The sequence below is a fragment of the Nonomuraea sp. NPDC048881 genome (genome assembly GCF_040649795.1).
Taxonomy (GTDB): Bacteria; Actinomycetota; Actinomycetes; order Streptosporangiales; family Streptosporangiaceae; genus Nonomuraea.
The window spans coordinates 536,218-548,563 of sequence record NZ_JBEZGC010000006.1; the positions used below are offsets into that span (position 1 = coordinate 536,218).

The following is a 12,346-nucleotide window of genomic DNA, read 5'->3' on the forward strand; positions in this document are numbered from 1 at the left end:
GGGGGAGCCCGCTCGGCACTCCCATGAAGGAGCTTCCCCATGCCGGCGCCGTCTCCTGTGTTCGTGCTGCCCGGAAACGCCCTGGGGCGGCATCGGGCGCTGCTGGTCGCGCTGGTGCCCGCCGTCGCGCTGCGGCTGCTCGCGATGGCGGGGTACCGGCCCGCGCTGTGGTTCTGGGCGGACTCGTTCTCCTACCTGGAGGCCGCGGCCGACCCCGTGCCCGGGACGTTCCGGCCGCTCGGGTACTCGCTCTTCCTGGCCGTGCTCGGGCCCGGGAAGAGCCTGGCGCTGGTGGCCGCCGTGCAGCACGCGTCCGGGCTGGCGCTCGCCGTGGCCGTCTACGCCCTGCTGCGGCGGCGCGGCCTGCCCGGCTGGGGCGGGACGGCCGCCGTCGCGCCGCTGCTGTACGACGAGTTCCTGATCCTGCTGGAACACATGATCATGGCGGACGCGCTGTTCACCGTGCTGGTCACGGCCGGGATCCTGGCGCTGTCGGACCGGCTCACCCCGGCCACGGCGGCTGCCGGCGGCGTGCTGCTCGGCCTGGCCGCCGTCACCCGCACGATCGGGGTGGCCGTCCTCGTGGTGGCCGCCGCCTGCCTGCTGCTGCGCCGTCCCGGGCCGCGCGCGCTGCTCTGTCTGGTCCTGGCGGGCGCGGCGCCGCTGCTCGGGTACGCCTCCTGGATGTGGGCCACCAGCGGCACCTTCGGCCTGACCAAGGCCGACGGCCTGTTCCTGTGGGCCCGCACGACGACCTTCGCCGACTGCGCGGTCATCAGGCCGGAGCCCGAGCTGGCCCCCCTCTGCCCGCGGACGCCGGTGGCCGGGCGGCCCTCTCCCGCCCACTGGATGTGGGGGGCGACCCTGGCGGCCGTCCCCGGCGACCGGAACGCGCTGGCCGGCCGCTTCGCCCGCGAGGCCGTCCTCGCCCAGCCCGGCGACTACCTGGCCGCCGTCGGGCGCGACCTGCGGTGGCTGCTGCGCTGGGAGCGCACCACGGCCAGGAAGGCGTCCGACAGGAGGATCAATCCGTACTGGTTCCCCTACGAGGAGCGCCCGCTGCGCGCGTCCGTACGGCGGATCGCCGGGGCGTACGAGGGCGGGCCGGCGGACACGCGGATCGTCGAGCCCTACGCGGGCTGGCTGCGGGCCTACCAGCGCTTCGGCTACCTGCCGTACCCGGTGCTGCTGGCGCTGCTCGGGGGCGCGCTCGCGGTGGCGGCCGTACGGCGGCGGCCGGACGCGCTGCTGCCCGGCGTGGCCGCCGCCGTGCTGGTCGTGGCGCCGTCCTTCCTGAGCGGGTACGACGTGCGGTACGTCGTACCGGCTCTCCCGCTGGCCTGCCTGGCCGCCGGGCTGGCACCGGGACGTCCGCCGGAGGTCGGGAGACGTTCACCTGCGGGGCCTAGCGTTCGCGCATGACTCCTTACCCCACGTCGGTGGTGTACCGGGCGGCGTCCGAGGGTTATCACACCTTCCGCATCCCGGCGGTCGTGGCGACCGGGGCCGGGACGCTCCTCGCCTTCGCCGAGGGGCGGCGCGGGTCCGCCGGCGACTCGGGGCACATCGACCTGGTGCTCAGGCGGTCGGCCGACGGCGGGCTGACGTGGGGTCCCCTTCAGGTGGTCGCCACCGAGCCGCGCCGCGGCACCGTGGGCAACCCCGCGCCCGTGGTGCTGGACGACGGCCGGATCCTGCTCGTCACGGTCCGGCAGGGCCCGTCGGCGACGGAGGAGGAGATCAGGCGGGGTCAGGTGCAGGCGGCGGAAGGGCGGCGGGTGTTCGTCCAGGTCAGCTCGGACGACGGGGTCACCTGGCCGGCCCCGCGCGAGATCACCGCCCAGGTCAAGCGCCCCGAGTGGCGCTGGTACGCCACCGGCCCCGGGCACGCCGTCCGGCTCCGGAGCGGGCGCGTCGTGGTGCCGGGCAACCACTCCCTGCCCCCGTCCGGCTCGGACGACGGCACCGAGGGCCGCTACAACGGCGGCCACGCGCTGCTCAGCGACGACGGCGGCGGTACCTGGCGCATCGGCTACGTGGACGACAACCCCGACGGCTATGTCAACGTCAACGAGACCACCGCGACCGAGCTGCCCGACGGCCGCCTCTACCTCAACGCCAGGACGGACTCCGCCGCGCCGGGCACCCGCGCCGACGCCTGCTCCTCCGACGGCGGCCAGCGGCTCGACCTGCCCTTCCGCCCACAGGCCGGGCTGGTGGGGCCGGTGGTGGAGGGCAGCGTGCTGTGGTGCGAGCCGCCCGGCGTGCTGCTGTTCTCCGGCCCGGCCGCGCCCGACGCGCGGGCCCTGATGACGGTACGGGCGAGCACCGACGCCGGGGTCACCTGGCATCCCGTGCACACCGTGTCGGGCCTGCCCGCCGCCTACTCCGACCTGGTCAGGGTGGACGGCGACACGGTGGGGCTGCTCTTCGAGACCGGCGACTTCGGGCCGTACGAGAGCATCGTCTTCCGGCGCGTCCCGGTCGCCGAGCTCGACCCCCGCCGGGCGTAGCCGCCCGTTCCTTTCCCACAGCTCTGTGCTGACACAGGGCTGTGCTGACTACGCTGAGACGACCACTGTGCGACCGCGTGTACGGAGTGTTCCGTATTACGCGCTAGCATTCCGATCAGCGGAACAGGCGAGGGAGAGTTCAGTGGCTGAGACCCAGTCCCCTGTGGGGAGCGTCGATCGTGCCCTGCTGATCCTGCAGGAGATCGGAAGACACAGCAGGGGTGTGACGCTCGACGAGCTGGCCACCAGGCTGCGGCTGCCGAAGAGCTCGCTGCACCGCCTGCTCGGGGCGTTGAAGCACCGGGGCTTCGCGGCCCAGCCGGAGCCGAGCGGGCCGTACTTCCTCGGCACCGAGATGCTGGCCACGGCCTTCCGGTTCTACGAGACGATGGACCTGCGCACGCTCGTCCGGCCGCTGCTGCTGCGGCTGAGCGAGGAGTTCTCCGAGACCGTGCACATGGCCATGCTCGACGGCGGCGAGGTCGTCTACCTGGACAAGGTCGAGGCGGTGCGGTCGATCACCATGACCTCGGTGGTCGGCGGGCGCAACGCGGCCCACTGCACGGGCGTGGGCAAGGCGCTGCTGGCCTGGACGTACCCGACGGACGAGTCGGTCAAGGCGTGGGCCGAACGCTACGGGCCGCTGGCCGCCAGGACCAGGAACACGATCACGAACCCCGCCAAGCTGGCCACCCACCTCGACCAGGTCAGGCAGCAGGGGTACGCGCTCGACCTGGAGGAGAACGAGCCGGGCGTGCGGTGCGTGGCGGCGCCGGTCTTCCTGGGCAAGACCGCGCCGGTGGCGGCGGTGAGCGTGACCGCCATCAAGGACCGCATGTCGGTCGCCCGCCTCGAAGAGGTCGGCCTCGGCCTCCGCCGCGCCATCTCCGCCCAGGTCTGACCCCCACCCACAAGCCCCCGCCCCCTGCCGCGATGGCCCCAGCCCCCGTATCGGGCGGTGGCGCCGGCTCCTCCCCCCTCTCCCCAAAGGGACCTCAACCGGCTACGGTCGGAAAGAACGCGGAATAGCGTTCCGTATCACGGACCAAAGGACACATGGGCATGAAGCTGGAGAAGGTCCCCCCGTCCCCCGTGCCGCCCTCGCGGAGGGCCCGAGGTGGGACGCCGCCACGGGCACCCTGCTGTGGGTCGACATCCCCGCCGGCCACGTCCACCGGCTCGACCCGGCCGGCGACGAGCGGGAGACCATCGAGCTGGGCCAGCCGGTCGGCGTCGCCGTGCCGCACGCCTCCGGCGGCCTCATGCTGGCACTCAGGGACGGCTTCGCCCGCCACGCGGACGGCCGCACCGAACTGGTCGCCCGGCCGTCCGAGCCTGAGGGCAACCGGATGAACGACGGCGCATGCGACCGCGCGGGCCGCTTCTTCGCCGGCACCAAGGCCGAGGACGACACCCCCGGCGCGGGCTCGCTCTACCGCCTGGCCCAGGACCGTACGTGCGACAAGGTGCTGGACGGCGTCACGATCTCGAACGGCGTCGGCTGGAGCCCCGACGAGCGCCTGATGTACTACGTGGACACCGCGACCGACCGGATCGACGTCTTCGACTACGACCCGGCGACCGGCACGCTCGACGGCCGCCGGCAGTTCGCCGCACTCCCGAGCCCCGACGGCCTGACCGTGGACGCCGCCGGCCACGTGTGGGTCGCGCTGTGGGGCGGCGCGGCGGTCGTGCGGCTGCGGCCGGACGGGCGTACGGACCTCACCGTGGAGGTCCCCGCGGCCAACGTGACGAGCTGCGCCTTCGGCGGCCCCGACCTCGACGTGCTGTACGTGACCACCGCCTGGGACGGCGGCGCCGGCGGGGAGCTGTGGCGCTGCCGCACCCCCCACACCGGCCTGCCCGCCAACCCCTACCGCGGCCTCACCCCTTGACCGCCCCGGTCAGCGCCTGCACGAACCGGCGCTGGCCGAACAGGAACACGGCCAGCACCGGCAGCGTGGTCAGCACCGTGCCCGCCATGATCGCGGGCCAGTCGGCCCGGTGCTGGCCCTGGAACGTGGTCAGCCCGGCCTGCACGGTGTAGTTCGCCTCGGAGTTGATCACCACCAGCGGCCAGAAGAGGTCGTTCCAGGCGGTGATGAACGTGATCACGGCGAGCGCCGCCAACGCCGGCTTGGCGACCGGCAGCACCACCCGGAAGAACAGCGCGACCCGCGAGCACCCGTCGATCCGCGCCGCCTCCTCCAGCTCCCTCGGGAAGGACTGGAAGAACGACGTCATCAGATAGATCCCGACCGACGAGCTGAGCTGCGGGATGACCAGCGCCCCGAGCGTGTCCACCAGCCCGGCCTGGCTGAACATCAGGAACGTCGGGATCACGGTGAGCTGGAACGGGATCAGCGCGGTCGCGATGATCAGGACCAGCGTCAGCCGGGAGCCGATGAACCGGATCCGGGCGAAGGCGTACCCGGCCATGCTGCAGAGCACGACCTGGGCCGCCACGATGGCGCTCGACACCAGCACGCTGTTGAGGAACCAGCGGGGGAACTCGGAGCGCTCCATGACCGTGCGGTAGCCGCCGAGGTCGATGCCCTCCGGCAGGATCGGCGGCGGGAACCTGTTCAGCTCGGCCTGCGTCATGACCGAGCTGAGCACCAGCCACACGAACGGCAGCAGCGTCACCACCGACATCGGCGCGAGCACCAGGTGCCACTTGCTGGGCAGGCGTCGTCTCATCGCACGGCCCCTCTCCGCCGCGCGACCACCAGGCCCGCGGCGATCAGCAGCAGAGTCCCGGCGAACAGCGTGTACGCCACGGCCGCGCCGTACCCGGCGGCCGAGTAGCGGAAGGCGAGCTGCCAGACGTAGTAGACGATGGTCACGGTCGCGCTGGCCGGGCCGCCCTGGGTGGTGGTCATGACGAGGTCGAAGAACTGCAGCGCGTCGATCACGCCCCAGACCGCGAGGAAGACCGTGATCGGCCGTACGGACGGGACGATGATGTGCCGGAACGTGGCCCACCGCCCCGCGCCGTCGATGGAGGCCGCCTCCAGCACCGCCTTGTCGATCTCCTGGATGGCCGCCAGGTAGATCACCACGGCGAAGCCGAACCGGGTCCAGAAGAAGATCAGCGTGAGCACGTACATGGCCTGTGACGGGCTGCTCAGGAAGCCCTGGAGCGGCAGGCCGAGCCGGCCGAGCACACCGTTCATCAAGCCGAAGTCGCGGTCGAAGATGTAGCCCATGAGCAGGCCGGCCGAGGTGGCCGAGGCCACGTACGGAACCAGGAAGGCGGTCCGGTAGAAGCCGATGCCGCGCACCTTCCTGTTCAGCAGCACCGCCACCACCAGGCCGAAGACCAGCGAGGCGGGGATGTAGAGCACCAGCAGCAGTCCGGTGTTGCGCACCGCCTGGAAGAACACCGGGTCCTGGAACAGCGCCCGGTAGTTGTCCAGGCCGACGTTCTCGGGCGTCTTCATCAGGTCGGAGTCGGTGAACGACAGCGCCAGCGCCCACGCCATCGGCACCAGCGCGAACCCGAGGATGATCAGCGTGGCGGGGCCCGCGAACGACCAGCCCGCGACGTGGTCGCCGAGCCCGCGCGTCTTCCTGGCGTGCCGGGCGGCGGGCGCGCCGACGGCGGCGCTGCTCATGAACCCGGCACCGCCAGCACCGCGTCGGACCTGGCCGCGGCCTCGTCCAGGGCGGTCTTGGCGTCGGCTTTGCCCAGCAGCGCCTGCGCGATGGCCTCGGCGACGAAGGACGACACGCGGGGGTACTTGGTGGTGGGCGGCCGGACCCGCTTGGCGTTGGCCAGGTTCTCGGAGATCACCTCGATGCCCGGATATTTCCGCAGATAGTCCTGGTAACCGGACAGCTTGGTGATCGACTCCCTGATGGGCAGCGAGCCCGTGTCGCTCATCCACACGAGCTGCTGCTCCGCGGCCGTCAGCCAGCTCAGGAACGTGGTCGCCGCCTTGACGCGGCGCTCGTCGTGCTCGAACACCACCCAGTTGTCCGGGCCGGAGACGGTCTCGTGGTTGCCGTTGGTGCCGGGCAGCCGCGCGACGCCGTAGTCGACCTTGGCCGCCTGGAGGTCGGGCAGGACCCAGGGGCCGGACAGGAACATGGCCAGCCGTCCGGACTCGAACAGCTTCTGGCCCTTCTCGGCCGGGCTGGAGTCGAGGTAGACCGACTTGTCGTCCACGGCCATGCTCCGGACCAGGCCGAGCGCCTGCTGCCCGGCCGCGGAGTTGAACGCCGACTTCTTGTGGTCGGGGGTGAGGATGTCGCCGCCCGCCTGCCACAGCAGCGGCCAGAGCCCCCAGACGGCCTCCTCGCCGCCGCTGATCGCCCAGGTCGTGCCGAAGACGCCCTTCTGCGCGTCGGTGGTCTTCCTGGCGATGTCGCGGAAGTCGTCCCAGGTCCAGTCGGGGCCGGGGGCCTTGACGCCCGCCTTGGCCAGCAGCTTCTTGTTGTAGAGGACCACCATGTTGTCCACGACGGCGGGGAAGCCGATGACCTTGCCCTGGACGGTGACCGCCTCGCGCTCGTTGGCCCAGAAGTCGTCCCAGCCGACGGCCGGGTCCTTGACCAGGGAGGTGAGGTCGGCGGTCTTGGGGTTCCTGGCCACGTTGGGGGCCCAGGAGCCGTACAGGTAGGCGATGTCGGGGTAGGCGTCCGAGGTGAGGGCGGCAGTGATCTTGGGTAGCATGCCGTCTGCGGTCGCGCCGCCGGACTCGGTGCTGACCTTGATGTCGGGGTGACTCTGGTTGAACCGGGCGACCAGTTTCTCGATCGACTTCGCCGAGGTGTCCTCCTGGCCGTGCCAGATGGTGATCTCGACCGGGCCGTCCGCCCGTTCCTGTCCGCCGCCGCCGCAGCTCGCCGCGGCCAGAGCCAGGGCGACGACGGCCAGCGTCGTACGGGGCCTCATCGGGCGGTCTCACGGATGTGGTGAATGAGTCGTGCCATGGGGTTCCCTCCACAGAGCACGGCGGGCGTGGCGGCCCGCTGCGTGCGGCGAGTATAGTCACGCATCCACGATGCAGACTAGAGTTCCACCAGACGGAATGAGGGGCGCGAACGTGCGAACCATGACTCTCTTAGCCCGGCTGGCCGCGGTCGCGGCCCTGAGCTGCGCGCCGCTCGCGGCGCTCGCCGCACCGGCCACGGCCCAGACGGCGGAGACGGCGCAGACGGGGGAGACCGCGCAGGCGGGGCCATGGCGGCCGCCGCTGCAGAGCCGCTGGCAGTACCAGCTCCAGGGCAACGCCAAGTACGCCGCCACCGGCGGCGTCAACGTCGACATCTGCGTGGTCCCCCAGTCGGGCGGCGCCTGCGTCCGGCCGGCGGTGTTCGACGTCGACCTCTACGCCGACGGCGACGTGGTGGGCAACAACACCACGCTCAACACCGCGGCGGTGAAGGCCGTCCACGCCCGCGGCGCGAAGGCCGTCTGCTACGTCGACGCCGGCTCGATCGAGGAGTACCGGCCCGACTACCAGCAGTTCGTCGCCTGGCACAAGAGCCACGGCAACTCCCTGCTCGGCAAGCCGTTCAGCGCGGAGTTCCCCAACGAGCGCTGGGCCAACATCAACAACGACCAGGGCCAGCGGGACTTCCTGCTGAAGATGATGGAGGCCCGGGTCGACAAGTGCGTCCAGGCGGGCTTCGACGGGGTCGAGTTCGACGTCGTCAACGCCCACGAAGAGGGCAAGTCGGTCACCGGCTGGACCGTCAGCCCCGCCACCCAGCTCGTCTACAACAAGGCGCTGGCCGACCTGGCCCACCGCAAGGGCCTGTCCGCGGCGCTCAAGAACGACCTCAGCCAGGCGGCCGAGCTGGTGTCCAGCTTCGACTACGCCGTCAACGAGGAGTGCTTCCAGTACGACGAGTGCGGCGAGCTGAGCGTCTTCGTCAAGGCGGGCAAGCCGGTGTTCCAGGTCGAGTACAAGACGGCGCCCTCGTCCTTCTGCCCCAAGGCGGCCAAGCTCGGCATCAACGCGATCAAGAAGGCCGTGGACTACTCGCTGAAGGACACGCCGTACAAGCCGTGCAAGTGACAGGGGCCCCGCCCGTCACGGGCTGGGGCCTCGGCGGAGGTGTCACGGTCGTCCGGCCGTGACACCCCCACCTGATGTGGTCACAGAACGCAGTCCGAAATCCCCGAGGTAGTCCTGTGATTCCGCGTAACGGAATACCAGTGCAGGATGCGGAACCAGTGCTATTTTCTGATGACCGAACGCAGGTCACCCCAGGTCTGCGCGTCGCGGCACGTTGAGGAAGGACGGCGTCATGCGCGGACTGGCCGGGAAGCGGGTGCTGATCAGCGGGGGCAGCAGCGGCATCGGAGCCGCCACCGCCCGCAGGTTCCTGGAGGAGGGCTCCCGGGTGGTGCTCACCGGGCTGGACGGCGACGAGGTCGAGCGCACCGTCGCCGAGCTCGCGCCGCTCGGCGAGGTGGACGGGCTGACCGGCGACGTCAGCTCGGAGGACGACGTCGCACGGCTGGTCGCGGCCGCGATCGAGGCCATGGGCGGCGTGGACGTGCTGATCAACAACGCCGGAACGGCCTGGCGGGAGCCGTTCCTGGAGATCACCCCCGCCCACTGGGACCGGATCATCTCGGTGAACCTGCGCGGCATGTTCCTGATGGCCCAGACCGTCGCCCGCCACCTGGTGGACCGGGGGACGGGCGGCGTGATACTCAACATGTCCTCGACCAACGGCCTCGGCGGCGAGGCCGACTACGCCCACTACAACGCCTCCAAGGGCGGCGTGCTGCTGCTGACCAAGACCATGGCCGTCGAGCTCGGCAGGCACGGCATCCGGGTCAACGCCCTGTGCCCCGGCTACATCCGCACCCCGCTGAACGCCTCGATCTCGTCGGGGCTCGCCGACGACTTCGTCTCGGCCTACGAACGCGACCACATCCCGCTGGGCCGGGCCGGGCTCGCCGAGGAGGTCGCCGCCGCCTACGCCTTCCTCGCCTCGGACGACGCCGCGTTCGTCCACGGCACCGAGCTGGTGATCGACGGCGGCCAGCTAGCGATCATGTGAGGCGCCGGGGCGCGGCACCTTCATGGCGATGATCAGGCCGCGCCCGGAGTCGTCGCCGGGACGCAGGCGGGACAGCTCGACGGTGAGCCGCGTCGGCCGGCCCCGGCCGTTGACCACGTCGAGCGCGACCCTCCTGGCTCCGGCACGGGCCGTGCCCCCGGCCGGCGTGTCGCGCACGAGCGGGACGATCCGCTCCACCGGCAACCCCGTGCCCAGCGAGGCCAGCGGACGGCCCACCGCCTCCCCGGCCCGCACCCCCCACAACTCCTCGGCCCCCGCCCCCCAGATGAGCACCCGCATGTCGGCGTCGAGCACCACCGCCGCGTCGCCCAGCCCGTGGACCAGCGAGGCGGTGATCCGGCCGACCTCGTCGAGCTCGGCCGTGCGGGCGACCAGCGCGTCGTTGGCGCGGCGCAGCTCGGCGGCGCGGGCGGTGAGCGCGTCGTTGGCGTGGCGCAGCTCGGCGTTGGCCGAGCGCAGCTCGTCGTTCGCGCGTTGCAGGTCGGCGTTGGCCGAACGCAACCGGCCGACGATCGCGGACCAGCGGCCGGGCGGCGGCAGGTTCTCCTGGCGGTCGGGGGTGATGGGCGTCTCTTGCGGCCGCAGCCGGCGGGTGCCGTGATGCTGCTCGGAGCGGGGGTCGCGGGCCCGGCGGAAGCAGGCCAGGTGGCGGCTGACCGGCCTGGGCGGGCCGGTCTGCTCGTAGATCTCGACGCCGGTCCCGGCCAGGGCGTCGGGCATCGTGCTGAACAGGGGGATCGCGGTGCCGCCGTGCTCGGTCATGAGCGCGATGAGGCGGCACAGCGCGGGCTGGGCCTCGGCGACGGCCAGGTGGCCGCCCTTCTCCTGCATGGCCCGGTGGGTGATCGCGAGCTGTTCGAGGCCGTTCAGGTCGCAGAACCAGAGGTCGCCCGCCGCGACGATCACGTGTTTCACCCGCGAGCGCGGCAGGGGGTCGAGGAAGGCGGCCAGGATGGGGCGGGTCGTCGAGTCGAGCTCGCCCGCCAGGGCGATCACCAGGGTGGTGTCGCCCACGGGCACGAGCCGTACTGAGAGCTGCATCATCGGATTCGCTCCTTCCCTGAACTCTGCGTGATCGAAGATCGACGCGCAGCAGGGTCCGGCTGCATGCCCCATACTCCTCCTCCTTCGGGAAAAGAGCCAGGCGCTCACCGTGCGTGAGCGAGGGTCCAGGAGGCTCCCTGGGTGAGGGGGTTGGGCAGCGTCGTCCAGCTGTCGCCGGGCGGGGCGCCCGCGAGCTGGGCGAGCAGGTGGGCCTTCACCCGGATCCGCTCGCCGAACAGGGCCGCGCGGTCGGCGCGCACGTCGGCGGTGTCGGGGAGCGCGTCGAAGGCCCGCCGCGCGGCCCGCGCCACGACGGCCCACAGGCGTGACTCGGCGGCACGGTCGCCCTCTCCGAGAAGGGAGACCAGACTGCCGAACGTGGTGCCGACGAGCGAGCCGAACAGCTTGGCGTGCAGGATGCCGGGGTCGTCGCTGAGCAGCCGGGGGCTCACCGGCGGCGTCCCGAAGCCGTTGCGGGCCAGCCGGGCCGGGCTGATCCGGACGTCGGCCAGGTCGCGGTAGACCAGCTCGACCGGGCGGCCCCGCCGGTCCAGCACGACCAGCAGGTTCTGGCCGTGGGCCTCCAGCGCGACCCCGAGGGCCAGCAGGCCGAGCGCCGCCGCCGTCGCCACGCCGGCGAAGGCCGCCAGCCACTCGCCGGCCTCCTCGCCACGCGGCGCGTCCCACTGGGCTGGGGCGGTGAGGGCGGCGACGGGCAGCACGGTGTGGCCGGGCACGCGGGGCGTCGGATCGCGCAGCATGACGGACAGGTCGGCGGTGTGCTCGCCGCGCACGGCCCCCGCGGCCCCGGACAGGTAGCGGGCGATGCGCGGACGGCCGCCGAGCCGCGCCGACAGGGCGGTGAGCAGGTCCGACAGGGGGACGCAGTCGCGGACCGAGCCGGGGGAGATGTCCCTCACGCCGGAGGTCATCCTGGTGGTGAACGCCGTCTTGAGGTGCGGGCCGCCGTCCAGGGGCGCGAGGGTCCGTACGGACATCAGGGGATGGCACGGCAACGCCCCGATCGCGTACGGGCGCACCCCCAGCCCGGCCAGCACGTGCCGGGTCTGCCAGGGGTGGACGGGCAGCAGCAGCCGGTCGCCGTCCATGAGCGAGCCCGGCCACGGCCCGGTGACCAGGCATTCGGCGGCGGGCACCGCGACCAGGTCGAGCGCGACGACGGGCCGGTGCTCCGGCATGTACGCCAGTTGCTCGGCCACCGACACCCCCGGCCGGTTGCGGCAGCCCGGATGGTAGGGATGGCCGTCCACCACGCTCTGCTCGTACCGTTCCGGTCCCGGCTCGCGCAGCGGGGAGGCCGCGCCCGCCCGGGACAACGCCAGGGAGGCGACGCTGTTGTCCAGGTCGGCGACCAGCCCCTGCGCGCCGGGCAGGCCGAGCGCCGCCAGCAGCTCGGCCGGGTCCGGGTACGGGACGCCGTCCAGCCGCAGCACCGGCTCGTCGGCCAGGTCGTAGGGCAGCCGGGCCCGTCCGGTCAGCTCGCGCCCGTCCGAGAGCCGTACGCACAGGTCGCCGCCCACGGCGACCGGCTCGGCGAGACCGGGCAGAGGCTCGCAGAGCAGCCCCCGCCACAGCCGTCCCATGACGGCGGCCCGCGCCCCCGGCAGGGCCGCGGCGTAGCCGGGCGTGAGGTCCGGGCGCACGGCGGCCAGCTCCCTCGCGAACCGCGCCGCAGAATGCCGCATGAACCCCCCCGATGTCAGGAACATGCCCAGGTGAGA

11 protein-coding genes are annotated in these 12,346 nt (G+C 72.4%); 6 read left to right on the plus strand and 5 right to left on the minus strand.

Annotation, left to right across the window (positions count from 1 at the left end):
- The first annotated feature begins 39 nt into the window (after positions 1 to 39).
- From AB0C33_RS24580 to AB0C33_RS24595, 4 genes are all read left to right on the plus strand, one after another.
- Entirely contained in the window at positions 40 to 1,422 is a 1,383-nt protein-coding gene (locus AB0C33_RS24580) for a hypothetical protein (RefSeq protein WP_358291696.1), read from the plus strand.
- Positions 1,419 to 2,513 (plus strand): sialidase family protein, encoded by a 1,095-nt coding sequence (locus AB0C33_RS24585; RefSeq protein ID WP_358291698.1) that lies wholly within the window; start codon positions 1,419 to 1,421, stop codon positions 2,511 to 2,513. Before AB0C33_RS24580 ends, AB0C33_RS24585 begins: the two co-directional genes overlap by 4 nt.
- Positions 2,514 to 2,655: 142 nt before the next feature.
- Positions 2,656 to 3,414 (plus strand): IclR family transcriptional regulator, encoded by a 759-nt coding sequence (locus tag AB0C33_RS24590; RefSeq protein ID WP_358291699.1) that lies wholly within the window; start codon positions 2,656 to 2,658, stop codon positions 3,412 to 3,414.
- A 136-nt stretch (positions 3,415 to 3,550) separates the two neighbouring features.
- Entirely contained in the window at positions 3,551 to 4,408 is an 858-nt protein-coding gene (locus AB0C33_RS24595; protein WP_358291831.1) for an SMP-30/gluconolactonase/LRE family protein, read from the plus strand.
- On the opposite strand, the gene AB0C33_RS24600 is transcribed toward AB0C33_RS24595, so the two are convergent.
- Genes AB0C33_RS24600 through AB0C33_RS24610 form a run of 3 tightly spaced genes read right to left on the minus strand, consistent with a single transcriptional unit; the run spans position 4,398 to position 7,413 of the window.
- Entirely contained in the window at positions 4,398 to 5,213 is an 816-nt protein-coding gene (locus AB0C33_RS24600; protein WP_358291701.1) for a carbohydrate ABC transporter permease, read from the minus strand. The genes AB0C33_RS24595 and AB0C33_RS24600 overlap by 11 nt on opposite strands.
- Entirely contained in the window at positions 5,210 to 6,130 is a 921-nt protein-coding gene (locus AB0C33_RS24605) for a sugar ABC transporter permease (protein WP_358291703.1), read from the minus strand. The genes AB0C33_RS24600 and AB0C33_RS24605 overlap by 4 nt, the downstream gene beginning before the upstream one ends.
- The gene (locus tag AB0C33_RS24610; protein ID WP_358291705.1) at positions 6,127 to 7,413 is read right to left on the minus strand and encodes an ABC transporter substrate-binding protein; all 1,287 of its coding nucleotides are present in this window, start codon (positions 7,411 to 7,413) and stop codon (positions 6,127 to 6,129) included. Before AB0C33_RS24610 ends, AB0C33_RS24605 begins: the two co-directional genes overlap by 4 nt.
- Before the next feature lie 160 nt (positions 7,414 to 7,573).
- Here AB0C33_RS24610 and AB0C33_RS24615 point away from each other — a divergent pair, with 160 nt between their 5' ends.
- Together AB0C33_RS24615 and AB0C33_RS24620 are read left to right on the plus strand one after the other, a co-directional pair.
- Positions 7,574 to 8,542 carry an endo alpha-1,4 polygalactosaminidase gene (locus tag AB0C33_RS24615; protein WP_358291707.1) on the plus strand — a complete coding sequence of 323 codons (969 nt, stop codon included), beginning with the start codon at positions 7,574 to 7,576 and terminating at the stop codon, positions 8,540 to 8,542.
- Positions 8,543 to 8,774: 232 nt separating this feature from the next.
- On the plus strand, positions 8,775 to 9,539 hold the full coding sequence (locus AB0C33_RS24620; RefSeq protein WP_358291709.1) for an SDR family oxidoreductase: 765 nt from the start codon (positions 8,775 to 8,777) through the stop codon (positions 9,537 to 9,539).
- Here AB0C33_RS24620 and AB0C33_RS24625 read toward each other — a convergent pair.
- Both AB0C33_RS24625 and AB0C33_RS24630 read right to left on the minus strand, forming a co-directional pair.
- The gene (locus AB0C33_RS24625) at positions 9,525 to 10,604 is read right to left on the minus strand and encodes an STAS domain-containing protein (protein WP_358291711.1); all 1,080 of its coding nucleotides are present in this window, start codon (positions 10,602 to 10,604) and stop codon (positions 9,525 to 9,527) included. The two genes, AB0C33_RS24620 and AB0C33_RS24625, sit on opposite strands and share 15 nt — an antisense overlap.
- A 104-nt stretch (positions 10,605 to 10,708) precedes the next feature.
- Entirely contained in the window at positions 10,709 to 12,310 is a 1,602-nt protein-coding gene (locus AB0C33_RS24630) for an IucA/IucC family protein (protein WP_358291713.1), read from the minus strand.
- Between the last annotated feature and the right edge of the window lie 36 nt (positions 12,311 to 12,346).